We start from the raw sequence: 23,532 nt of genomic DNA, 5'->3' as shown, positions 1-23,532 counted from the left end.
CGCCGACCGCAAACGAGGAATCCGCCAACAACCCGTCCGTTCCACCAATTCAACCCGCTCCACCACGCAGGTTTCATGGAATCGGTCGTCTAGGTGAACGTTGATGTCATCCGGCATCACTGCGACGCCCTCTTTAGCGGCCGTAAACGCCGTCGACGAATCCTGCGCCTTCAGCGCCGGTCCAAGTTTGCCCCAGAATGCTTGCACCCGGGCTTTCTCGCGCATTTCAGATTCTGCTTCAGCGATTCGCTCAGCATCCGCTGCTATGGCTTCATCGCTCGTGCGCCAGGTGCCATTTACGATTTTTGGAAACACGTCATACAGTTGCATTGGGGGACCGATAAAGGCGACGAGACCGTCACGGTCGATGACGAATGAGGTGGGGATAGTGCTAGAAAGACTGGGCGCCATCCAGCACTTCTTCATGTTTCCCGCGTAATCGAACGCGATCCGAAAGTTCAGCTTGGAGACTTTCTTGGTCAACCACGCGTCCAATTTTGTTCGCGCCTCCTCGGCCGTTGAGCCTCGCTCGGAAGGTGCAACTGCAATGACCTCAACTGCGCTATTGTCGTATTTTTCTTGCAGCTGCGCGAGGTGGGAAATCTCCGTCCCACATCCGCCGCACCAAGTCGGCCAAAACTCGACAATATACAGCGTACCCAGCTTAAAGTTGGTGAGGGGCTCGCCACGTACCCAGCTTTCCACCCTGATCGGGGGAGCTGGCGACTCCATACGAACAATCATGTTGCTCTCCAAAGCTATTCCCAAACCTTCGCGCGATTGTTTGTGCAAGCTCGTTTGTCCCCAAGAAACGCGGCACGAGTTCAATGAACGAGAGAGCGCGTCTGCATGCACTCCGCCCGACACCGTGCTCAAGCTCAGCAGCAAAGGCCGTGCCAACGCCAGCAACGAACATCACGTGCCTGATCCGGTCTAAGATTGCCTCGGCAGCTCAGCACGACGGTGCGCTTGTAGCTAACGGTCTCGTTCGATGTCAGACATCGGACGCGGGTCATGCGCTTTGAGTGGCGGGGTTTGTGCCCCGCCCATCATGACGATCGCTGCTGGCGTTTCGATGATCGCTGTCGTAACCGCCAGCGCGCGTCACCGGCAAATAGCTGTTAGTATGAGCCTCGCTCGCTCTGCCGTCTGATTGCGCTCCTCCTACTCGGTGTTCTTGCTTCCTAAAGAAAGCGCGGCTGCGGCCGCTGGAAGATAATCCTTCAACGAATCGAGCGCCTGCGGAACGTGCAAAAGGCCATTCGAACGTTAAATCGCGAACTTTTGCGCGGATACATTCTAAAGGGCAAGACAAGACGCAGTGACGCAGTCCGGTCACGGTCCTGGAAGATCACGCGCAGCACCGGGCTGAGATACAGCACGTAAGTGAGGTCATAGAGTTGTGAAGAGAAACGGTCGTCATCCAAGTCCCAGCGAGACACTAACTCCACCATGCGTTGGTTCAAGCACGCAGGATCTCGAATCGTCCGTGCGGCAGGTCTGGACGTCGGTCAGACTGCCCTCGCTCTGGTCGATATCCTACGAATGTCATCTGGCAATTGCGTTAGCTGGCTGACGCCTCCTCCTCCTGCCAGCCAATCTTGCTCTTAAGAAATGCAAAGCCCAGCGCTTCGAGGCCGGCGCGCTCCTTGTTGTCCTTGCCGTGGCTGTGCCCGCCCGCCCCCTCGTAGAAATAAGCCTCATAGCCCATCGCCTGGAGCTTCGCGGCCATCTTGCGCGCATGTCCGGGATGGACGCGGTCGTCCCGCCGCCTCGTGGCGATCAGGATTGGCGGATAGGGCTGGCCGGGTTTTGCGTTGTGATAGGCGGAATAGGTCTTCAACCATTCCCAGTCCTCACGCTTGTCGGGGTCGCCGTACTCCGCGATCCAGCTCGCGCCGGCAAGCAGCTTGGTGTAGCGGCGCATGTCGGTCAGCGGGACGGTGCAGAACAGCGCGCCGAAACGCTCTGGGTAACGCGTCAGCATGTTGGTAATGAGGATGCCGCCGTTCGATCCGCCCCTGGCTGCGATCCGTTTCGCTTTCGTGACACCGCGGCGGACGAGATCGGCGGCAACGGCCGCGAAGTCGTCATGCGACAGCTTCTTGCCGGTGAGCCGGCCAGCCTCGTGCCATCGCGTGCCGAACTCGCCGCCGCCGCGCAAATTCGCCTGCACAACGGTGCCGCCGCGCTCCAGCCACAGCTTGCCGAGCGACGAATTGTAATATGGTTTCACCGAGCGACCGAGGCCGCCATAGGCGGTCATATAGACCGGCGCATCGCCGGTTGCGCCTGCGGGGCCTGTCTGCACATAGGGGATATGCTCGCCATCGATCGAGATCGCCTCATGCTGCGTCACCACGAGGCCATCGGCGGTGAAGGCCTTCGATGCCTGCTTCAACACGACAGGACTTTCGACGCCGCGCTCGATCAACAGCAGCGACGGTGGCGTGAGCGGGTCCTGCACTTCGGCAAGCAGGTCGCCGTTGCTCTCAGATGGATGACAATCGAGCGGCCAGACGTCGACTACGCCGATTTCGGGAAGCCCGCCGAGTATCGCGCGGCTCCAGCCCGTGGCGAATGGCGTGCAGATCTGGAATTGCGGCTTAAGTTCGTCGAGGATCGAGAGCACCAGTCTGCCGGCCGTCCAGAACAAGTCCTGCAATGCGCGCCGCGGTCCGGGCTCGAACAGGAGCGAAAAGTCGCGGCTGCCTGCAAGGAAAGCCGAAAGCGAGATGCCGAGGACGGCATCGGTGGCATAGGTTCGACCACCGATCGACCAGGGCTGGCGCAGCTTCATCGCAAACCAGTCGCCATGGGCCTGCATCCAGATGCCGGTCGGAAGCTCGAGCTTCGTGGTGGTGCCGGCGTGATCGCGCAGCCAGATGCGGTGGTTGAAGAAGTCGATCCGATCGATGATCCAGGTACGCGGGACCGCGCCGGTATGGTCGGCGAGGCCATAGACACGCATGTGATCAGCCGCGGTCTCGAAGATCACTTCTGCCCGATCCACAGGTTCGCCACGACACCACAGGCGAACGGTCCTGGAATATCCGGAGCTCGTGACCATGCCCTCGCCATGGGCGCTGGACAGCAGCAGCGTGTCCGTGTCGAGCCAGTCGACGCGGCCCTTGGCTTCCGGCATCGCAAAGCCGCCCGCGACGAAGCTCCTCGTCTCGGCGTCGAATTCCCGCAAGGTGACGGCATCGCTGCCGCCGCGCGACAGGCTTAAGATACTTCGCGGGCTTCCCGGCAGTGAGCTTGTCGAGCTCAGTAGCCAGTCTTCGCGCTCGCTTGCCGCAAGCTGGTCGATATCCAGCATGATCTCCCACGCCGGATTGGGTCTTCGAAACTCCGCCATTGTTGTCCGCCGCCACAGCCCGCGCGGGTTGGTGGCGTCCTGCCAGAAATTGTAAAGATAGCTGCCGCGGCGCCAGCCGTAGGGGATCCTGTCAGGCCGATCGTAAATCGCGGTCAGCGCATCGCAATCTCGTCCCGCGGCCGGTCCGCCGAACACCCGCAGCGTTCTGCTATTCTGCCGCTCGACGAAGTTCAACGCTCGTCCGCCTTGGATCTTTTCCAACCATAGATAGGGATCATCATCTGGAGTCGCGGCCGTTGGCCTTTCAATCCGCGACTTCAACGGCACACCTTTTTCGACCATGATTCACTCCAAGCTTAGCATTGACGCGCACTTTCGAGAGGGTCCAAGGCTTCGCGCCGTACATGTCGTCGGCTCCATGCCGGATCTCCCGAGCTACCTTTGTCTCTGACCAACCACCCCTGTTCATAGCGACAGAAGAGTCGGTTCAAGCAGCTGGCGCGTGGGTCTGACAGTTCGTCGGGCAGACCCGGGCGCAGGCGCTGCAGCCGATGCAGGCCCCCTCGTCCTTCATCACCATGACCTTCTTTTCGACCTCATCGTCGTCCTCATCGAGATCGATCATCTCGCCGTCTTCGCTCAGGCCGTTCAGCGTCATGACCTCGCGGCCGCAGACCTTGTAGCAGCGGCCGCAGCCGATGCACTTGTTCGGATCGATCCAAACCAGGTAGTCCGGCCTCCAATCGCGGCCGTCGCGGGTCCTGAATGACATGGCTTGAGGTCCGTTATGCATCGTGTAGCGCCTGGAGATCTTGGCGCTTGCTTTCGAGCTCGCTGAAGGCGTCGTGGGCCTTCTGCGCCACGCTCAGGATCGCGGTCCAGTTGACGGGCAGTTCCTCGGAGAGGTCATGGAGGTCCATCTTGGCCTGGGTCGCTTTGGCCGACAGCTTCTTTATTTCCGCCTTCAGGCTTTCAACATCGCTCATACTTGCCTCAATAATTCGCCACGTCCGGGAACTCGCGGATCATCTCAACACCACTGTTGACGATTTCGTCGCCTTGCTCGGCAAGATGACACAGATTGTTGAAACCAAAGCGATGCACGTCCCGTAGCTGCTTGCTCACGACAACGAGCCGGCCCCCGATCAGTACGATCCGACCGAACCCTTCCTGATGCATCTTCAGCATTGGCGAGATCATCACGCCTGTCGCCTTCTCGATCGAGAGCGCAATGGCGTCAAAGAACAACTGCAGTCGCCATATCATGTCGGGCTCGGGATTGCCAACGATCGGCAGCGCACGGCGCTTGCGCTTGTCCAGAATGTAGGGGTCGAGCAGGTCGAGGTCCTTCTTGCCCTCCCAGGCGCCGTGGGCGTCCTGGGCGCGCAAGATCTTGATGAGCTCTTTGAGAAATGGCCGCTCTGCCGCGGGGGCGGCTGGAGTGATTTCAGATTGATCGGGCATCCTCTTTCCTTCAGGCTTCGAAATCCACCGTACGTTCCGAGCTTTTGGTGAGCAGCTTCCGCAGCCAGGGCGGCGGCGACCCCTTCAGCACGGTCTCGAGTTTGACGCAAAGGTCGTCGATGGGCTCTGGTTGTAGCACCTTCATCGGATGGATGTTGCTCGCGACGACGCGCGCAGCACCCGAGCCGCCGATCGCCGCTACATAGAGGATTGCGCAGTCCCTGATCGCCTGGATCTTCGGCGCCAGCTTATCCTCATTGCCGTCTTCCGTGAGGTCACCGCCGAACTGAACCGCCTCAATAAACCGATGCCCGTCCGGGCCGACCTCGTAGATCACGATGTTCTTGGCCCAGCCGAAGTGCGCATCGACGTGCTTCAAGTCCTGAGTGGCGAATGCAACTTTCATCCGTGTTTTTTCTCTTCCTGCTCAAGGCAACTGGGGCGGATGGACCTGCAGGTCACCGCAGGTGATGGCCAGGAGTCGGGCGTCGGCCCATGGTTGGTTTCGCGGTCGGTGATGATCAGATTGGCGATATCAAAGATCAGATCACGCGTGCCGCGATAGCCAACGGTCGTGAGGTGCGCAGCGCCAAGGCGATCGAACATCGGAAAGCCCACCCGGAGGAACGGAACATTGAGTCGCGAAGCGGCCTGTCGACCGTGTGAATGCGACATCAAGAGGTCGCAGTCACGTAACCTGGCAAGCTCTTCAAGATCCTCCAGATCGCCGATCAGGACGTCCTCGGTCCTGACCCGCTGGAGCACCGGTGAGTTCGTCGTCGTCACCGCAGCCGTTACCTGCGCCCCCATCTCGTGAAGGAAGCTGGAGAGATCGAATAACAAGTCCGGCTCGGCGCCGATCGCGAGCTTGCGGCCGCCGATATGGAAATGCGCATCCAGCATGGCGTCTGCCAGCTGTCCACGTTGCCGGCGATATTTCCAGGGCACCGACCGGCCGCTGATCTCGCTCAGAAACGCGATGAATTCGTCACTTGGCATAAGGCCGCAGAGCCGCTCGAACAGACGGAACGGCGTGCCTGTCCGAGCCTGCATGATCTCGGCCGCACGGCGCATTTGCGCGCCGATTGCGATCGTCCAGGCCGCCTGCCCCATCGTCGCGATCTCGTCCATTCCAATGCCGCCGATCGTGGTCGGCGTGAATTCGTCGGGGATGTGGCCATCCAGCGAACCGGCAACGTCCGGCAGGAAGAAGGGCTTGAGCCCAAAATCCTCAAAGATCGTGCGAAGCTCGTCGAGATCGCCGGGCGTGAGATGGCAGCCAGGTAGCACGTTGACGCGGGAGCCATCGCGCGGTCTCACTGCGTCGACGGGAGCCACGAGCACCTCGATCATCCGCGCCACTGTTTTGCCCCAGCCATCCTGAAAGGCATCCTTGAAATCCGGCGTCGAGACGTAGACAAGGGGAAGCTTTTCGAGCTGCGGATGCTTCTGCCGGATCAACCGGATGAAGGCCTCGACGTCATCGCCATTGGTCTCGGTGACGCCAGTCGAATTGATACCAATGATCTCGGGTTCGACGCGATTGTAGATGTTGAGGATCGCCCGTTCGAGATTCTCGAGACCGCCGAGCACGGTGGCAACCTCGTTCATGGCGGTCGTCTGCATCGGCACGGCTTCGTTGAAATGGCGCACGAACAGCGTCAGCCCGAAGGAGGCGCAACCTTGCGGGCCGTGCAAAAGCGGCATTGCGCCGCGCAGGCCCATGAAGGCAAATGAGCCGCCGATCGGCTGGCTCATCTTGAGCGGATTGACCGAACAGGCTTTCTTCGAGGCAGTTACGATCGCCATCTCGTTCTCCTACTCCGCCGCCTGCAGCGCCGGGGGCTGGAGATCGGAAAGAGCGTCCTTACAAGCAAGGCCCCTTGCGGTGGAATTGGTGCACGGCTTGACGGGCTCGACGAGGTTCGGGCCATGCGCCGCAATCGCGCGCTCACCATCGCCGATCTCAGTTTTGTTGGAGAAACTTATCGTCTTGACGCCGTTCGTGCTCGCGGCCCGAACCGGATCAACGGCTTGCGCATCCCTCTGCGCAACCTTCTTTGCCTGACGCTGCCAATCGAACTCATCCCAGGGCGCGCCTTGGCGAAGCTGATCCCATATCGGATTGTAGAGCGCTTTCTCGATCTCCTCCATGAGCTTGATAATCCCGACATAGCCCATATAGGCGTGGCAGCGCTCCTGGTTGATATCGAGCCATGGCGTCGCCGCCTTTAGTGCGACGAATTGCGACTTGCCGCCCGAAAGCATGATGTCGGCTTTTGCGTCCTTGAGCATCTTGTAGATCTCGTGAGGTGACATGTCCTCGATCATGTGGGCGTTCTGGCCTATTAATTCCTTGATACGTTCCTTGTCCTTCTCGGTCGATTTCTTCACGGACGTGCCGACGATTTCAAGCCCGGCCTCCTGCAAAGCGGCCACCATCGACCAGGATTTCACGCCACCGGTGATGAGAACGACCCTCTTGCCGGCAAAGCGCGGCTTGAAACGTTCGATCGCAGTCCAGGCTTTGGTCTCTTCGCGTACGATTAGGGCTTGCGTTCGTTCCATCAACTCAGCCGGCGCGCCACGTTCGATTAGCATGCGCGCGATCTGGCGCAGTGAATCGCTGGTATCCTCAATACCGTAGAACGATCCTTCAAAAAACGGGATGCCGTAGCGCTGCCTCATCTTGCGTGCGACGTTGATCATTGCTTTTGAGCAGACCATCATCGTGGCTTTGGCTCGGTGTGAATAAGCAACCTCGCGGTACTTGCCGTCCCCCGAGATGCACGACAGGATCCGAATTCCGAGCTCATCGAGCAGCGGCTTGACCTGCCAGAGCTCGCCCGACAGGTTGTATTCGCCGATGATGTTGATGTCATACGGAGTGGTGTAATCGGGCTCTCCAGTACCGATGACGTGCTCCAGCAGTGCTTCGCCTGCGAGCTTGTTACCAAGGTTCTTCGACCCCACAAATCCCGGTGCATTGATGGGAATGACCGGTTTGCCGAATTTGGCGGAGGCCGCCTTGCAGACCATATCGATGTCGTCACCGATCATCGCGGGCACGCACGTCTGGTAGACGAAGATGGCTTGTGGGTCGTATTTCTCTGTGATCTCCTTGACTGCCCTGTACAGCCGTTTCTCGCCGCCGAACACGACGTCGGTCTCGCTCATGTCAGTGGTGAAGCTTCTGCGCCACAGATCGGAGCCGGAGGAGGCGGAACCGCGATTGTCCCAGGAATTGCCCTCACAGGCGATTGGACCATGCACAAGATGGGCGACATCGGTGAAGGGCTGCAGTGCGATTTTGGCGCCATCGAAGGCACACCCGCCGGCGGCGCCGCCCGGCTTCAGCTGCTTGGTGCATCCATTCTTGCGCTCGACGTTCGACTTGCTCGCGTTCCTGGCGCAGCCCGGTTCGTTAAAGGCGTCCAGTATGGTCGTGCGAAGCGTAGTCATGTTGTCTCTTTCGGGGATGTCAAGACACCGCACAGACCAAGAGGATGGCCGGCGGATAATCTCCGCCTCAGCGCCGCTGTTCCTGCGGACGATGAGGCGGGGCGCTCGCCTTAGCGTATGATGTCGAAGCTGTAGTCTGTCTTGCCGAGCGAGCTGGTTTTTCTATCGATCTCATCAAAGATCTTGTCTAGAATCTTGACCAGCACATTCATGCTACCCTGATAGCCCCACACTGGATAACGATGGTGATGATGGCGATCGAAGATGGGAAACCCGATGCGGATAAGCGGTGTTCCAGTGTCACGCTCGAGATATTTGCCGTAGGTGTTACCGATCAGGAAATCGACCGGTTCTGTGAACAGGAGCGAACGCATGTGCCAGAGATCCTTGCCGGGGAAGGCGCGGCAGTTTTTACCGAACGGCGAGCTCGCGAACAGCACCTGCATTTTCTGCTGCCAGGCCTTACCCCCGTTCGTCGAGAGCACGTGGGTGGGCTCAGCGCCGAGCTCTAACAAGAATGCGGCCACGCCATAGCAGAGGTCAGGATCGCCGTAGATCGCGAACTTCTTGCCGTGAAGATGCGCGCTAGAGTCAGCCATTGCGTCTACCAGACGCCCGCGCTCCCGCTCCAGCGCATTTGGAATTGCCTTGTTGGTGATACGCGACAGCGTCATCAGGAAATCGTCCGTGGCGCTGACGCCCAGGGGGTGATTGAAGGCGACGACCTCTTGGTCGTGCCCCTTGATGAAGGCCAACGTCTTCTCCGTACAATATTGCTGCATGGAAATGGTTGCCTTCGCGTGGACTGCGTCCGCGGCATCCTTCAGCGTGGTGCCGCCATCATACATGCGGAACTCGCCGTCGGTGGGGGTGTCGAACACATCACTGTTGTCCGCGAGGATGGTGTAGCCGATCCCCATCAGCTCGAATATGCGCTTTATTTCACGCATGTTACCGACAGTGTAGCCGTCGAAGCCGCCGATGAAGTTGATCGTGTCGTTGGCCTTGCGCTGGAGTTTTGGTGCCGTGCCGGCTTTGCCGTCCCAGAAATGCTCGAGGATGCCCTTGAGCGTGTTGTCGTAGCCGGTAACGTGGCTGCCGACGAATGCGGGAGTGTGAGCGAATGGTACATCGTAGTCCGCGGGGACTGAACCTTTTTCCTTGGATGTTTTGATGAAGGCGTTGAGGTCGTCGCCGATGACTTCCGCCATGCAGGTCGTCGCGACCGCGATCATCTTCGGCTTGTACATGTTGTAGCTGTTGGCAAGCCCGTCGGTAAGATTGTTGAGCCCCCCGAACACGGCCGCGTCTTCCGTCATGGACGAGGAGACGCACGAGGTCGGCTCCTTGAAGTGGCGTGACAGATGGCTGCGATAATACGCAACGCAGCCCTGTGAGCCGTGGACGAACGGCAGTGTGCGCTCGAACCCGAGCGCGGCGAACACCGCACCTAGCGGCTGGCAAGCCTTCGCCGGATTAACCGTTAGCGCCTCGCGGGCAAAGTTCTTCTCGCGGTAATCGGGCGTCTTGGACCATTCTCTGATACGGTCGACTTCGGCGGGATCATGCGGATTCTCAAATAGCGCCTTCTTATTGGCCAGCATCTGCTGGTATTCGTCTCCCCGGAAAAGCTCGGAGTGGTCGAGTATGTGTTCGGCGTTCTGTGTCATCATGGCACTCGTTGGGTTCTTGTGTTCGTTCTCCTGCCCTTCCCCTCCTCTGCGGAAGAAAGAGGCCGGGCGTCGGCGTTCCTATTCCGCCGCCATGAGGCTCGGCCGCGGAGCGTCCTTCCAAGGTGCCGTGGTCTTCCCCCAGATCGGGGAATTGATCGCCATGTCCATGTCGCGGGCGAAGATCGCGAAGCCGTCGTAGCCGTGGTAAGGACCCGAGTAGTCCCAGGAATGCATTTGACGGAACGGCACGCCCATTTTCTGGAAGACGTATTTTTCCTTGATACCGGAACCTACGAGGTCTGGCCGGATCTTTTCGACGAAGCGCTCGAATTCGTAGCCGGTGACATCGTCGTAGATCAGTGTGCCATCTTTGACGTAGTGCTGAGCGGTGCGCTGGTAGTCATCGTTATGCCCGAACTCATAGCCTGTGCCGACAACATCCATGCCGAGGTCCTCGTAGGCGCCAATGACGTGGCGAGGACGTAAGCCGCCGACGAACAGCATTACGGTCTTGCCTTCGAGCCGCGGCAGGTATTTCGCGGTCACCGCATCGACAAGCGGCTGATATTTCGCGATGACGCGCTCGGCGCCTTCTTTGATCTTATCATCGAAGAAGCTTGCAATTTTGCGCAGCGACTCCGCGATTTTGGAAGGCCCGAAGAAGTTGTACTCGCACCAGGGAATCCCGAATTTTTCCTCCATGTGCCGTGAGATGTAGTTCATCGAGCGATAGCAATGCAATATGTTGAGCTTCGCCTTCGGCGTCGCCTCCAATTCAGCGAGAGATCCATCTCCGGACCACTGGGCGATGACGCGCAGGCCCATTTCTTCGAGCAGGATCCGTGACGACCAGGCATCGCCGCCGATGTTGTAGTCGCCGATAATCGCAACATCATATGGCGTCGGCTCAAATTTTGAACTGGCCTCTGGGGCGCTCTTGTCGAAGATCCAATCTCGAACTGCGTCGTTCGCGATGTGATGTCCGAGCGATTGTGACACGCCACGAAAGCCCTCGCACCGCACAGGCACGATGGTTTTGCCGCCATATTCCTGTGACTTTTCTCTGGAGACCGCCTCGATATCGTCGCCGATCAAACCGATCGGACATTCGGACTGAATGGTGATGCCCCTGTTGAGAGGAAATAGCTCCTGGAGCTCATCGATGAGTTTCGTCACCTTTTTATCGCCGCCGAATACGATATCCTTTTCCTGGAAATCGGAGGTGAACTGCAGTGTCACGAAGGTGTCGATGCCGGTCGTGCCGACGTAGTAGTTGCGCCGCGAGCCCCATGAGTACTGACCACAGCCGACCGGACCGTGGCTAATGTGGATCATGTCCTTGATCGGCCCCCAGACCACGCCCTTGGAGCCTGCGTAGGCGCAGCCACGGATGGTCATCACGCCCGGAATGGACTTGATATTCGACTTGACGCCACAATCCGACCTCCCCGTCTCGTGAACACTGAGATGCTTGGCGCGTCTTTTGGCGGTCTTCTCTGGGTAGACCTTCAACACCTCATCGATTAGCTGCTTGTTGCGCGCCTTGATCTCAGCGACACTCTGGGTAGTTGCTCGGCTCATACAAATTTCCTTTGATTGTCGCCTCAGATCATGAAGCGACGCTTTTCCGGTAGACCGACGGATTTCCGATCCGGCATTCAGGTGTAAAGCGTGCAATCTCCGTGACCGGTCCTACCGATCGCAACTTCGCGGCCTTCCGGATCATGCGGCGGCGGTCGTTCACGATCTTGCAGTTCATCTCGGCTGAGCGCTTGCGAACGCCGTGTGCGTGACGCTGTTGACTTGTCGACGGGATCGCTGACCAAGACGCGTCTCGGTGAAGTCATGCCTACTCTCCAGCGGGTGGTCATATCGGCTTCTTTACTCACTGCCTGCCATCAGGGGGGTGTTTCTCTGCATGTTGATGCAAAGGGCTAACAGCCGCCTCTTGCGCAGGGGTTTGCAATGAGTGTGCCAGCGCTGGTCGAAGACAAAAACCCACGTCTGTAGAGCTAGATAGTTGGCAGGATGCGGATTGTTAGAAACCTGACCTGTTGGCCACCGACAGGCGTACCGGCTAACGACCTGTCTGAAACAAGACAATCAGTTGCGCTCTCCGGGAAATCTACGCCGCCAAAGATCGGTTATTCGCCGCATTGAAGGTCGAGTTAGGGACGCAGAAAGATATCGCCAAGGAGACATCGCTCAACTTGAACATCACCGAGCACCGGCATTTCGGGATCCGACTCATCGCTGCCATCGTCGCGCTTTCCGCTGTGATGAGCATGTCCGTCAGTGACTGGTTGGAATGATCCTGCTGGCCGCGGCGTACTTTCTGTCAACCATCGCCGCCTTCGGGATTCGGCATGACTACCCCTGGGTTGGCCATCCTGAACGTCGTCTGTGGCTGCACCGTACTCGGCGGGCTTGGGTTGTTCGTGTGGGCGCTGATTGATCTTGGGAAATCGGCATTGGACGCCATGTCACAGTATTCGGCACTCGGCCTGGCGAAGACTGCAGCCGGGGATCCCGCTCTAAAGATATCCGATTACGATCTGCGCTCTGGATGGAAGATGCCCGTCTTGCAAGCCGAGATCTTCTCCTTCGAGAGAAAGAGGGAGTCCGGTGGAATCAGCCCAATCCATCGAGCTGCCTCGCCCGCGTTCCTTGCTTCTGTAACGGCGAGTTGGCTGCACTCAGCCGCCAGTCGGTTCACGACCTGCTCACGACCCGTTTGGAGCTTCTTGCGCTCCTGCTGGGGCGCGTCGGTCTCTCGGGCGAGCTCCGCGTCCTTGCTCGCCCACTTGTTCCTGAAAGCGCAGGCAGGTCTCCGCGAGGAGAGGGGTGGCGAGGGATTTTCAGTCGGCCGAATGTAATCATTGCAGTTCGGGCACGACGGGCGGGGTCATGAGCGGTTTTGGGCGCCGTCGCGTTGGATGTCATGAACCCTCCCCTTTTCGGTAGCTCTCAGGCCGGAATAACGTGATCCGGCCCGCTCTGCCACGCTTCCGATGTGGCTTTACCGTTATCTCGACGTCCTGGTGGAACGCCGTCAGCATACGCAGCAGCTTTACCACAGAAACCAGCCTGAACTGGCCCCGAAGCATCTTGGACAGGTTGGGCTGCTTCACGCCCACCAGCCTCGCGGCTTCGGTCTGCGTGATCTCCCGCTCCGCCATCAACCGCTTCAGTTGTACGACAAGTTCTGCCTTGAGTTGGTGCTCCTGGTCGTTCGCCAGGCCGAGGTCAGCAAAAATGTTGCTGGAGCCCCGGCTGTGGGCCAGCAGCTTCTTCTTCTTCGTGCTCATCATCGGGCTGTGTCTGTTCCTTGTCGATAGCTTCGGTGTCGCGCAGGCGCTGCCGAAGAGATGCCCCTTCTGCGGGACCAGTTCGTCCCTGATGCTGATCAGCACCATAAAGAGCTGCTGATCGGCTCGGGTGAAGGTCAATTTGAAAGCTGTACAGCGCTCGAGTGCCTTCGGAGTTTTAGCTTAACTTGTTGCGCGTGTGCTCGCCTTGGAGGACAGCACACAGGCTGGGGAGCACGTATTGTGTGCGGCTAAGAGTATGGATGGTAATTCGTGCGTCCGAGCGCCTGCGGAAATCAGCGTAAGACACGTTCACCTCCGTAGAAGAGATTCGGGCCAATCTGTGAAGTCCAATTCGAAGCTACGTAGGCCAGTGGGTTTGGTCGTAAATTTAAGGGTCTTCCCTGAAAGGGCTGCCAATGAGCCAGATGCGAACTTGAATACTGTCGTGCCGGAAGTTGCGACCGCAATGCCCTGCTCGCCTTCCATGATAGAGAAGCCGGTCGCCTCGGAGAGTTGTCCAATTGCAACTCCCTCCAGCGCGCGGTGAAATTCCAGGGAAGCCAAGTATGACCCTTTGTCAGCAGCCCACTCGCTGACCGACACCGCTGTGATCTCCGCGTCGCTCAAGAGACCACCCGCGATCCGGCAGCCATATTGAACGCTGAGAATGACCCGCTCATTCCGAACTCCGACCGGCTCTCGATCGGCGGCAGTGATCGTGCACGCGTACCGCCTTGTGTCCGCAACCGCGCCCGTGCTTGGGCCGATCAACTCGAGAGCGGAACACAATACAAAAGCGAGAACGGGTCTTATCATTCGGCTGCACCTGGTCTGGAATATCGTTCGCCTGCTCTGTACAATCTGACGCTACGGCCGATTCAAGCTTCTTCGATCGCTTTGTCGAATGAAAGCTAGTCACGGTGACCGCGGTGTCACAGAAACGAGGCGATCGGTGTCCCCCGGCGACACCCCTGGATGGGTGCCCGAACGATTCCAGTATCCGCGTTCACGCCGCGCAGCGGGCCAGCACGTCGGTGAACCAAGGACCGACGCCATTCAGCTCGGCGGCGGCTATGAGGGCCCGACAGCCCGCGGCGCCGGAGCGCTACGTTCCTGACGCGGGCGCAGGCGTTCTGCGGGCGGAAGCCATTTCCGCGCCAATGCCCCGCGGCCAGGTCCCGAAATTTTCTTCACAGTTTCAATGTAAAAGGAAACGTGGTCGCCAGGAGCCGGTCAAAGGCAGAGTGCCGCTCAAGCAGACGCTCTTCGAGGAACTTACGCTCGACATCACTCAGCTCACATTGAAGCCTTCTGCGACAGCGCCAAATGTCATTCCGCACGTATCTGATCTCATTCAAGCGATCGTCAATCGAAGCTATCACGCTTACCATATTTAACCTGAACCAGCCATGGACAGCTGGTCAATCACGTCGTTCCGGGGAAGACGCCGATGACATGTCACGACCTGGCCATCTGCGGACATGATGTCACGATCTCCTCCCAGCATGTCCGCTTGTATCGCAGTCTTTCAACGCAAGGGCACGAAGTAACGGTTGCTTCTGCAGAAGTTCAGCGGCTTTTGCCATCAGCGCGCAGGACTTCAAAAGCTGCCACTCGCCGTCAGTCAGACGAAGTGGTTTGTTATTCCAACCAACACCCGGCCTGATCCGGTGTCAGGCCGGCGACTTGAGCTGGCGTCGAATGGGAGTATTCGACTAATCGGACCGTCGCACCGTCAAGCTCTGGGTAGCCGCGCCTTTCAGATTTGAGAACGGCAATTGTCATGCCAGCGAACTTCAGGTGGAAGGCAGGCCATGTTCAGGCTTGGGGCTGGTCCGTTACAGAGGAGCGGGATTTCGCGGCGGCGGCGTCCCCGGAGCGGCCCGGATATGAGTCGGAGAGGCTCCTGTAGGGCAGGGCTCGGCAAAATCGTGGGCGATGCGCACCGCCTTGGCGCCTCGGCCCAGTGTCTCGCCAAACCTGCTTAGACCTTATTACCGCCGTTCTCGCGTTCGGCCCGCAAGCTGGCAATTCGATCTCATCACAAAACTCTCTGTGCGATGATGTCTAGCCGGGACCAGCGCTTGTCGCATCTGTAACACTGCATGTATTCATCAAGCCAAGACATCCGACGTTGTTTGTTCGCCCGGGCGAGCGAGCATCTTGAAATCGTACGTTTGATGCAGTCTCGATTTCAGAGGATCTGGTGCATACTGCGCCAAGCCGTTGAACGAACGGAGGGTGGCCTCGTTCTCGACTGTTTCCTTGATTAACAATCAGAGCTGATGAGGTGGGTGTATGAACAAATCGATCCGGAAGCTTCGGCTTGTGGCCGCAGCATCTGTTTTGGCGACTGGGCTGCTGATGTCCGGACGATGAGCTGATGAGAACCGCCAAGCAGATCTTCCATCCGATCCCCTGAGTCATTCCTGCGGTAAAGGACAATTCAGTCACACATGAAAAAGTCGAGCTTGGCAAGATGCTGTCCTTCGATCCGCGGCTATCGGCAAGCGAGATCATTAGCTGCGATACATGCCACAATCTCGGTACCGGCGGAATGCCGTTCCGACCTCAGTCGGTCACGGCTGGAAGGTCGGCCTACGTCGGGCCCCCACCGTCTACAACGCGGTGTTCAATGTGGCGCAATTCTGGGACCGAGGCGCCGCGGACCCGAAGGCGCAAGCCACCGGCCCTGTGCAGGCAAGTGCCGAAATGAATGCGACTCCGGATCGTGTGCTCGATACCTTTAACTCAATGGCCAGCTATGTCGCCTTGTTCAAAAACGCCTTCCCGAACCGATACCAGTCCCCTTCGAAAACTATGCGAGGCAATCGAGGCTAATGAAGCGACTCTCATTTCACCTGCGGCCCCATTCGATCAGTATCTGGAGGGCAAAACACATGCTCTGGATGATCAGCAGAAGTCAGGGTTGGCGCTGTTTATAGAGAACGGATGCTCCGCTTGCCACAAGGGAATCAACGCCGGTGGACAGGCATACTTCCCATTCGGCTGTGATGAAAAAGCCTGACGCAAGCCTGCTCCCGGGCCGCCGATAAGGGTTGGTTCGCGGTCACCAAGGCAGTCGGTGACGAATATGTCTTCCGCGCGGCGTCCTTGCGGAACGTCGCGTTGCGAGCCCCTTATTTCCATTCGGGCCAAGTTTGGAGCGTGAAGCAAGCTGTTGCCCTGATGAGTGAAATCCAGCTCGGCGCCAAGCTTAGCGATGAGGAAGAGAACGATATCGTAGTGTTTCTGTATTCGCTGACCGGGCGGGTACCTAAGATCGAGTATCCGCCACTACCCACGCGTACAAACACGAGGCCAAAGCCTTCCATAAATAGATAGGATTAGCAGCACCGGCCTCATGCTTGGTGTAGCAGATGCCATGCAAGTACCCGGGGTCACGCAATGACGTCAAAATGAATGATCCCGTGCCGTCACTCATAGCCAGGCATATAAAAAAGCGCCCGGCCTACTCTGGAGGCCGGGCGAAAGTCTCGCAGGAGCGACGCTGCTTTACGCATCGCACCAGCTTTCGTCGGTAGGGAGGACTACCGGCGATCGATTTACGGCGAGGGCATTCGCCGTCAAACACGAGAAGCGGATATCGCCTCCGCGCAAAATCTGGAGCCGCTTGCCTTCCGCTCCTGTGGGACACTTCAGGATTGCCCACCACTCGCACCCGCGTCCAGTTGGCAAGGCAGTGCCTTGATGGAGCTGGATCCTTCGCGCAATGCGCCGCGCCCTGAAACTCAAGCGGCCGCTTACCGTCGCGCAGCAGCATTTGCCATCCCCAAAACACCAGCAACGCTCGATTATCTTCCCGAAGATCGTGCCAAGGCGCCAATCTCCTATGACATTCCGTAAGGGAGGTAAAATAGATTGTTGCGATGGGACACATCCACGCGATGGATAAATGAAAAGTAGAGCTGGGTTAGCATCGACCGTTAGTGACTTCGATCGACATCGCCGGCAGGCTATCGGCCGTCGGATCGAGAATCGAGCTTGTCGCCGGCTGTTATGCGACCGCCTTGGCCAACGCCGTCCGGCATTCCCGTCTCTAGAATTTGGGAAGCTCGCAAGGACATCGCAAGCTCCCAAAGCGTTTGCATTTCATTCACAAAAGCGTGGCAAAACGGTCGGCACGTGGCGCAGCCCGCAACTCGCAGCCACCATATTGACGAGCGCGGGACGCACCTCCGCCCACTTTCGAGTTTTCAGCCTGCAGTCGGGATTGATCCAGAGCTGCCGATCAGACACTCGCTGCGGCGCCAACACAATAAGCTGCTTGGAGGCTCCGCCTGTGAATGCGTTCGCGTTCGATACCCTGTTCTGGTAACCGGATGAGCTCCGCGGCCGGAACGAGCCCGGGCCGCTTTCTATATATCTTTGCGACGGGCCTGGTTTTTCCGTCAGCAGCTTCTCGAACCCGCCCGTCAGGAAGTTGCGATCATCCTCGGCCGACGTCCGTTTGATCACACCGCCATGAGGCTCCTTAGGAATTGCCAATGCCGGATTACTCTAGAATCGCAGGGATGATCAGGTCGGACAGCTTGGTATTCGGCTAGCCCTGAGATGATCTCCTCGGGGCGGCAGGTATTCACGTGCTGAGCGACTTTGGCGCGCGCCTTCGATGCGTCGGCCGCGGCTTGGCGAGTGGAGCCTGGACGCGGGCGATATGCAGAAACAGCTCCTGACCTCATCAGGATGCATTCTGAGTTGCGAACTGAAGTAGGCAACCAGAGCGCGGGCGGCGGGATCGGGCTATGACCGTACACTCCATGCACTCGTGCACGGTGACCACGGGCAAGCGGAGGTCGAGCTTCTCGGACCTCTTCAGGATCTCCGGAACGATCTCGTCGCGCGAGGAGACCGGCTCCTCGGCTCCGAAGTAACGCAGTTCTAGATATTCTGTAAGCGATCTTGAGATACTCGACGCCCGTCCACCTCGCCTCGGCTCGTCAGCCAGCGACGACAAGCCTCAACGCGGCCACTGGAGCATCGAAGCGGCCTTGTCCTTATTCCAGATAAATTTGAGGTGTCATCCGACAGCCCCCTTTGAGCGCGACTTCGACTACTTCGTTCACGACATCGATGAAGCCTTACGCGGGCTGCTTATGCTGTCTTAGACGGGACACAGGTGTCAGGCATCGGACAGACGGCCGCGCATTGCGGCGTGTCGGAATGGCCCTCGCACTCCGTACACTTTTTGGCATCGATAACGTAAATGTCGCGCTTGAGGCTGATTGCCGCGTTGGGACACTCGAACTCACATGCACCACAAACGGTGCATTGCGAAGCGACGATCTTGTAAGCCATGCCTTCCGACTCCTTAGGCGAGCGATGCCATTGGCGATCCCTTCAAATGCCGTGCCAAACACAGATAGGCTCTCTGGCGGGCAATTTGCGCAATTGTGCTGTCCCGGGGCTGAGACCATGTTGCATCTGCTACAGCAACAGGCCGCTTCAATTCAAGCTATGAGAGCCCTCGGCAGTACTCCGAGAGCATGTCGCGACTCGACCGCCGCGCGCTTCCGTCGGTTTGTCCGGCACGGCAGCGCGGGCTACGCGACGCTCGATGATCCGAAACCGGCGGCGCGACTAAAAGCCGCGAGCCGACGCACGTCTAGGCCGGGTTTCGGCAAACCTCCGGTCACACGCCCTGACTGGAGGTTTTGTCCAAGTCTCGCTCGGAGGGAAATGAAGTCGCGCCGGGAGGAGCGACACTGGCCTTGCAGACTGACCGATAATTGCAGTCAGCCTCACGCCTGGCGCCGAGTAAGCATGGCGGTGTGGGCGAGCGCTGCTACGCTTTGCTTGACTGTGCTCAGCCACTCTCACGCACCTAGTTTGGAAGAAGTGGAGGAGTGCTGAAAGATGACTGCGCAAATTGCTTCAGCGGCATGGCCTTTCCGAACAGATGGCCCTGCGCAAGGTCGAAGCCGAGTTCGGTCACAGCGATCAGGTCGGCATGGCTCTCCACACCTTCGGCGACGGTGCGCGCACTGTATTCTTTGGCTAGATCGACGATCTGGCGGCACACCGTTCGCTTCAGGGGCCCATTTCCGCAACCCGAGACGTATTGCCGGTCCACTTTCAATTTCATGAACGGGAATCTCTCCACCCCCATCAGCTGCGGCCAATTGGCGCCGACATTGTCGATTGCAAGGCCAATGTTGTAAAAGCGAACCTCGCGCGCGACCTCAATCAGGAGATCTAGATTGCGGATGGCTTCCTCGCTCTCGATTTCAATAGTCAAGCCGCCGAAAGCGGGGGGCGACGGCATGCGCTGACACAGATCGCGTACCGCCTGCGGGTCCATCAGGAATGCTGCCGGGAGATTGATGGAGAGATCGATTGAAGTTTTCTGCTCCAGAAGATACCGCCAATCCTTGATTGCGCGGTCGATCACGAACTCCGACAACTCCCTAAAATGCGGATCGTGAGGCTCTGGGATGAAATAGGCCGGTGGAACAACGCCCCAGGTCGGGTGCCGCATTCGCACAAGCGCCTCGGCGCCGCGGCGGCTGAGGGTACACGCGTCAAACTTCGGCTCATACCAGAGCTCAAGCCATCCAGCGTGTAAGGCTTCTCCGACATGGACCGCGGGACGGGGCGCCGGCTCTCTGGGCAAGAGCATGGCGACCCGATCGCGCAGCGTCTCGGCTGCAAACGGCGTCCTCAGCGGCGGCAGCATAGCAAGTCCATATTCGCCCCCGACCTGCTGCACTGCCGTCATGATGATCGATTCGCGGGCGCCAAATGCCAGCACTCTGCCTGCAACTTTTTTCGCGCACGAGTATCTCGAGCAATCGTCCAGGCTCGATGCGATCCGAGCCAATGCCGAGCAGGATCAGATCAGGGAGCTCCGTGCAGAGTACGAGCGGCAGCTCTTCAGCAGTCCCGCATTCGCTGATAATAAACCCGATATCCTCCAGCACATCCTGTAGAAACGCGCGCAGATGCCGCTTGCCGACGGCCACGCACGCTCGCGGCCGCACCTTTACGCCGCCCGAAGATCGCAGGTTTGCCTCCGATCAATTCGGCCTGCCCATGCTCCATCGCAACCACTCCCGTTCCGTGACGACCGTTTAAACGAGGAGCGAAGGTCCAAACAAGCTGCGCTTGTCGCTATCTTTCGATTCTTCGAGGTAAGCTTAAGATAGTGCATGAGCAGGCAATTCGCGATGTTGTTCTGACGATTTTGTCGGGCGCGCGCATGATACCTCTTCGCGTAATTTTGTTGAGTGACGCACGCGACTGTGGAGAATCTCACCGTCGGACTGATGCGCCCTATCGCGCGGCGATCATCATGGTGCAAGATCTACTTCATGGACTCACTCATGAGTGACGATCGGCAACCACTCTTACGAAGGGTTCGTCGGCATGGCCGGCTTGCACACGCGCGAATGTGGCGTCTGGTTCATTTATTTTCCAATCGAAGGAAGTCCATCCTGAGTTCGCGGGCGCTCAAGACGCGGTCGATTCTGAAAACGGAAGCAGCTTGCACTTACTCACCTCTGTTGCTTATAGCAGTGCGGAGGTCCCATTCTCTACCGAGCTTGATAGTTGCTCTCGGTTGAGCTTTCGGTATCCTTTTGACTATGGATTTCTTCAAGAGGGATTAACGTCGCGGTGTTCGTGCTGGCGCTGAAGCGCAAGGCCCGCCACGGAGGCTCGGCTTCGCGCAGGGGCGTGCCAGGAGATGAGGGCGCGATCGCAGAAGCGGTCGAAAAGCTAATATCTGAATTACGTGGCCCCGGAGCAGAGTTCAGCCTTTGAAGGCGCGAAGCGGGCGGATCTGCGCCTGATTCAGGATCCCGAAGGGGCCTTCATTCTTGTTATCGAGCAACAAGCCACGGGGCAGATTGTACGGCTCGCTACCATCTCATCCGTACAGGCATGGGAGCAGCCGGAGCGTACGGCGTGCTTCAGGAGCTATGGATTTCCCGCGACTTCCGAAGCTCTGACAACGTCGGCATCTCCTCGAGGCGGTACATTCGGAGGCGACGCGCCATGATTGAGGTTGCGTCGCCTCCGTATGGCTATCCGGCCTTAGCACGGGTACGCCGTTTCTACGAGGCGAGCACATATCGATTGCAGGATTGCGCGCGCAAGAGGCCGTGACGGCACTATGAACTCTGCTTCACACGGTTAAATCGCTCCTGAGCTAGCGCGCTACCAGTAAAGTCTTTCAGCAGCAAGTCCTGTTGGTTCTCGCAACGAACGCTTCAACGCGTGCGTCGCGGCCAAGCATGGTCGAGAACCTGGACTGGATGCGGTGCTACTCCCACTGCTAGCGGTTACCTCTTCGACCTTCTTGGCGGGAAGATTCGACATGTCGGTGATCAAATCGTTCTTCATTGTGCGAAGCGATAAGATCGTCTTCAACGCTCCTGGACGGCAAGCCGAGACTTGCCCGGCTAAAAGCGCGCAGGCAAGTCGGCGGGGCGCGGGCGGGCGAAGCCCCGGCCGGTCTTTCCCCGCACAAGCCACCATAATGGTGAGTGCACAAGACGTGAACGTCCCGGACAAGGTCCCACTCTCGGTGCAGGCCACCATGAAGAAGGATTTGCGCGAGGTCTATTGGGCGCGAGCCCAGCGTCCGCCGAAGCGTCGACCGACGTCTTCGCCAAGACGTTTTGCGCGACGTACGGCTGGGCGGTGGAATGCCTGGTCAGGGATCGCGACGCACTGCTGCCCTTCTAGGATTTTCTTGCCGCACATTGGGGCTGACTTGAGCACTACCAATCCCATCGAGCGCGTGTCCGCAGCCGGGCGATACAGGACCGTGCGGACGAAGGGCTCCTTGTCGCCAACCACCGCCAGGCCGATGGTGTTCAAGCTGGTGATCGCCGCATCAAGGACCTGGCGGCGGCTCAAAAAGCGCAAATCCGTTGCCGAGGGTCGTCGCAATCGTCGGATTCAACGACGGCATTAAGATTGAGCCATTTTTTCTCAATGTGCGATGAATGCGCGACGGATCCCCGATCGTGCACGCGTTTCGCTAAACGCCTGACATTCGATCCAGTTCGTCCGCAACCAGCTTTTCGGCATTAAAGTTCTCGTTGGACTGACAAAATACTTCCTCGGCGGTGTAAGCCATGGCCTCTAGCGGACTTTGCCGATACCCATGTTTCTCCAATCCATCGGCGTACGTCGCGAGAAACCTTTCAGGACCAAGCAATCGCCACTGTACAACATGGACTAATTCATGAAAGTGGAGCCGCTCACTCGACGCAGAGCGACGCTTTACGAAGAATGTGTCCAGGTACGTGATACCGTCGTAATCGCCGTTTTCGAATTCGGCGAACTGGCTGAGTCCTAAAGATGATAGTGGCGGCATCGGAACCCGTTCGACGACGGCAACCTTGGTCGACGATAAGAGATTTCCGCTGAAGTATTGCGACAGTCTCGGGAATCCGAGCGAACTTACGATCCTTACTTCGTTCGAATGTGCTTGTAGTGTTTGATGAATCCAACCGATTAAGTGAGGGTATAGTGTTTGGAACTGTTCCGGCGTCATGCGCGCTTTCCCCGAATTTGGAGTTTGGGAGACTCGATCAAACCTAGCATAGAGCTATACGCGCCGCCTTTTGGAGCCTTCCCTTTATTGCGAAAGTACATTCCCCTACTGCTTATTCTCAATATGGGTCTCATTCATCAGGTCTCATTAATTGAGGAGCGGACATTTTTGTCTGCGCCATATCGGACCTAACGTACCTTTCTGGACCGGACATTTTTGTCCGGGAAGTCTCCGTGAGATACAGTTCATAGATGTTCGTCTTGCCGAGGCCTCGTCTCTGGATCGTGAGCAGCCCATGTGCTTCGTGTGTGATGCGGTGGCCTGGTCTTACGAATCTGCCGAGCTTCTTGATGTCGATATGGATGAGCTCGCCGGGGTGCTCGCGCTCGTAGCGGCGCACCGGCTCGGCGGGCTCCAGATCGCGTATCCGGCCTAATCCCAAGCGGCGAAAGATACGGCTGATGGTGGCCGGTGACCACCTCGACCTCGGCATCAATCTGCTTACCGGAGTGGCGCTGCCGGTGCAACGTCTCGACGGCAGCGCACGTGGCCGGCGGGGTTTGGCTCGGCGATGAATGAGGTCGCGACGAGCGGTCGCGCAAAGCCATCCACGCCTTCTGCTCGGAACCGCTTGACCCATGTGGCCAAGGTTTTCGGTGTCGTGCTGAACTAACTTGCCGCGTCAGCCTGCCTCAGCCCGCCCTCGACCTCGTCTCGCACCATCGCCTCTCGACCTTTGGGCGTCAAAGGCGCATTCTTGTGGACGTTCATCTG

General features: G+C 58.4%; 16 protein-coding genes and 4 pseudogenes. 4 read left to right on the top strand and 16 right to left on the bottom strand.

Annotation, left to right across the window (positions count from 1 at the left end; all coding sequences use genetic code 11):
* From ABID58_RS35725 to ABID58_RS35670, 12 genes are all read right to left on the bottom strand, one after another.
* The coding region (locus tag ABID58_RS35725) for a TlpA disulfide reductase family protein (protein WP_354037569.1) at positions 1-744 on the bottom strand (744 nt) is incomplete at its 3' end.
* Between the two features lie 820 nt (positions 745-1,564).
* Positions 1,565-3,664 carry a prolyl oligopeptidase family serine peptidase gene (locus tag ABID58_RS35720; protein WP_354037568.1) on the bottom strand — a complete coding sequence of 700 codons (2,100 nt, stop codon included), beginning with the start codon at positions 3,662-3,664 and terminating at the stop codon, positions 1,565-1,567.
* Between the two features lie 145 nt (positions 3,665-3,809).
* On the bottom strand, positions 3,810-4,094 hold the full coding sequence (gene fdxB / locus ABID58_RS35715; protein ID WP_354037567.1) for a ferredoxin III, nif-specific: 285 nt from the start codon (positions 4,092-4,094) through the stop codon (positions 3,810-3,812).
* 13 nt (positions 4,095-4,107) lie between these two features.
* Positions 4,108-4,308, bottom strand: coding sequence for a CCE_0567 family metalloprotein (locus ABID58_RS35710; RefSeq protein WP_354037566.1), 201 nt, complete (start codon positions 4,306-4,308; stop codon positions 4,108-4,110).
* Positions 4,309-4,315: 7 nt separating this feature from the next.
* Positions 4,316-4,786 (bottom strand): NifX-associated nitrogen fixation protein, encoded by a 471-nt coding sequence (locus ABID58_RS35705; protein ID WP_354037565.1) that lies wholly within the window; start codon positions 4,784-4,786, stop codon positions 4,316-4,318.
* A gap of 10 nt (positions 4,787-4,796) precedes the next feature.
* The gene (gene nifX / locus ABID58_RS35700) at positions 4,797-5,192 is read right to left on the bottom strand and encodes a nitrogen fixation protein NifX (RefSeq protein ID WP_085399643.1); all 396 of its coding nucleotides are present in this window, start codon (positions 5,190-5,192) and stop codon (positions 4,797-4,799) included.
* A complete protein-coding gene (nifN, locus tag ABID58_RS35695; protein WP_354037564.1) occupies positions 5,189-6,595 on the bottom strand; it encodes a nitrogenase iron-molybdenum cofactor biosynthesis protein NifN in 1,407 nt (468 codons plus the stop codon). Before nifN ends, nifX begins: the two co-directional genes overlap by 4 nt.
* 9 nt (positions 6,596-6,604) lie before the next feature.
* Entirely contained in the window at positions 6,605-8,248 is a 1,644-nt protein-coding gene (gene nifE, locus ABID58_RS35690; RefSeq protein ID WP_354037563.1) for a nitrogenase iron-molybdenum cofactor biosynthesis protein NifE, read from the bottom strand.
* A 110-nt stretch (positions 8,249-8,358) separates the two neighbouring features.
* A complete protein-coding gene (gene nifK, locus ABID58_RS35685) occupies positions 8,359-9,918 on the bottom strand; it encodes a nitrogenase molybdenum-iron protein subunit beta (protein WP_354037570.1) in 1,560 nt (519 codons plus the stop codon).
* Between the two features lie 81 nt (positions 9,919-9,999).
* The gene (nifD, locus tag ABID58_RS35680; RefSeq protein ID WP_354037562.1) at positions 10,000-11,502 is read right to left on the bottom strand and encodes a nitrogenase molybdenum-iron protein alpha chain; all 1,503 of its coding nucleotides are present in this window, start codon (positions 11,500-11,502) and stop codon (positions 10,000-10,002) included.
* Between the two features lie 1,358 nt (positions 11,503-12,860).
* Positions 12,861-13,337, bottom strand: a complete 477-nt coding sequence (locus tag ABID58_RS35675; RefSeq protein WP_349642880.1) for a helix-turn-helix domain-containing protein — start codon at positions 13,335-13,337, stop codon at positions 12,861-12,863.
* A gap of 204 nt (positions 13,338-13,541) precedes the next feature.
* Positions 13,542-13,859: a hypothetical protein gene (locus ABID58_RS35670; RefSeq protein ID WP_354037561.1), complete on the bottom strand. Its 318-nt coding sequence runs from the start codon at positions 13,857-13,859 to the stop codon at positions 13,542-13,544.
* A 1,852-nt stretch (positions 13,860-15,711) separates the two neighbouring features.
* Here ABID58_RS35670 and ABID58_RS35665 point away from each other — a divergent pair.
* Positions 15,712-16,073: pseudogene (locus ABID58_RS35665) on the top strand (cytochrome-c peroxidase).
* A gap of 867 nt (positions 16,074-16,940) precedes the next feature.
* Positions 16,941-17,099 (top strand): hypothetical protein, encoded by a 159-nt coding sequence (locus ABID58_RS35660; RefSeq protein ID WP_354037560.1) that lies wholly within the window; start codon positions 16,941-16,943, stop codon positions 17,097-17,099.
* A gap of 246 nt (positions 17,100-17,345) precedes the next feature.
* Here ABID58_RS35660 and ABID58_RS35655 read toward each other — a convergent pair.
* Positions 17,346-17,522, bottom strand: a pseudogene (locus tag ABID58_RS35655) (hypothetical protein); the annotation flags it as partial.
* A gap of 476 nt (positions 17,523-17,998) precedes the next feature.
* Between ABID58_RS35655 and ABID58_RS35650 the strand changes: the two are divergent.
* Positions 17,999-18,127 carry a hypothetical protein gene (locus ABID58_RS35650; protein WP_354037559.1) on the top strand — a complete coding sequence of 43 codons (129 nt, stop codon included), beginning with the start codon at positions 17,999-18,001 and terminating at the stop codon, positions 18,125-18,127.
* Between the two features lie 220 nt (positions 18,128-18,347).
* Here ABID58_RS35650 and ABID58_RS35645 read toward each other — a convergent pair whose 3' ends face one another.
* Entirely contained in the window at positions 18,348-18,551 is a 204-nt protein-coding gene (locus tag ABID58_RS35645) for a 4Fe-4S dicluster domain-containing protein (RefSeq protein WP_085399650.1), read from the bottom strand.
* A 526-nt stretch (positions 18,552-19,077) separates the two neighbouring features.
* Positions 19,078-20,294 (bottom strand): annotated as a pseudogene (locus tag ABID58_RS35640) (EAL domain-containing response regulator).
* Between the two features lie 1,675 nt (positions 20,295-21,969).
* Here ABID58_RS35640 and ABID58_RS37490 point away from each other — a divergent pair.
* Positions 21,970-22,204 (top strand): annotated as a pseudogene (locus ABID58_RS37490) (IS256 family transposase); the annotation flags it as partial.
* A gap of 35 nt (positions 22,205-22,239) precedes the next feature.
* Here ABID58_RS37490 and ABID58_RS35630 read toward each other — a convergent pair.
* Positions 22,240-22,758: a hypothetical protein gene (locus tag ABID58_RS35630; RefSeq protein ID WP_144030660.1), complete on the bottom strand. Its 519-nt coding sequence runs from the start codon at positions 22,756-22,758 to the stop codon at positions 22,240-22,242.
* Positions 22,759-23,532 lie beyond the last annotated feature (774 nt).

Source organism: Bradyrhizobium sp. S3.2.6 (assembly GCF_040546885.1).
GTDB classification, from domain to species: domain Bacteria; phylum Pseudomonadota; class Alphaproteobacteria; order Rhizobiales; family Xanthobacteraceae; genus Bradyrhizobium; species Bradyrhizobium cytisi.
Note: the sequence above shows the minus strand (reverse complement) of the source record. Positions and strands in the feature narration are given on the sequence as shown.

Excerpts from the sequence above, each read along its gene's own strand:
- ABID58_RS35720 (WP_354037568.1), bottom strand. The coding sequence starts at position 3,664 with ATGGTCGAAAAAGGTGTGCCGTTGAAGTCGCGGATTGAAAGGCCAACG.
- fdxB (WP_354037567.1), bottom strand. The coding sequence starts at position 4,094 with ATGTCATTCAGGACCCGCGACGGCCGCGATTGGAGGCCGGACTACCTG.
- ABID58_RS35710 (WP_354037566.1), bottom strand. The coding sequence starts at position 4,308 with ATGAGCGATGTTGAAAGCCTGAAGGCGGAAATAAAGAAGCTGTCGGCC.
- ABID58_RS35705 (WP_354037565.1), bottom strand. The coding sequence starts at position 4,786 with ATGCCCGATCAATCTGAAATCACTCCAGCCGCCCCCGCGGCAGAGCGG.
- nifX (WP_085399643.1), bottom strand. The coding sequence starts at position 5,192 with ATGAAAGTTGCATTCGCCACTCAGGACTTGAAGCACGTCGATGCGCAC.
- nifN (WP_354037564.1), bottom strand. The coding sequence starts at position 6,595 with ATGGCGATCGTAACTGCCTCGAAGAAAGCCTGTTCGGTCAATCCGCTC.
- nifE (WP_354037563.1), bottom strand. The coding sequence starts at position 8,248 with ATGACTACGCTTCGCACGACCATACTGGACGCCTTTAACGAACCGGGC.
- nifK (WP_354037570.1), bottom strand. The coding sequence starts at position 9,918 with ATGACACAGAACGCCGAACACATACTCGACCACTCCGAGCTTTTCCGG.
- nifD (WP_354037562.1), bottom strand. The coding sequence starts at position 11,502 with ATGAGCCGAGCAACTACCCAGAGTGTCGCTGAGATCAAGGCGCGCAAC.
- ABID58_RS35675 (WP_349642880.1), bottom strand. The coding sequence starts at position 13,337 with ATGGTGCTGATCAGCATCAGGGACGAACTGGTCCCGCAGAAGGGGCAT.
- ABID58_RS35650 (WP_354037559.1), top strand. The coding sequence starts at position 17,999 with ATGACCGTACACTCCATGCACTCGTGCACGGTGACCACGGGCAAGCGG.
- ABID58_RS35645 (WP_085399650.1), bottom strand. The coding sequence starts at position 18,551 with ATGGCTTACAAGATCGTCGCTTCGCAATGCACCGTTTGTGGTGCATGT.
- ABID58_RS35630 (WP_144030660.1), bottom strand. The coding sequence starts at position 22,758 with ATGACGCCGGAACAGTTCCAAACACTATACCCTCACTTAATCGGTTGG.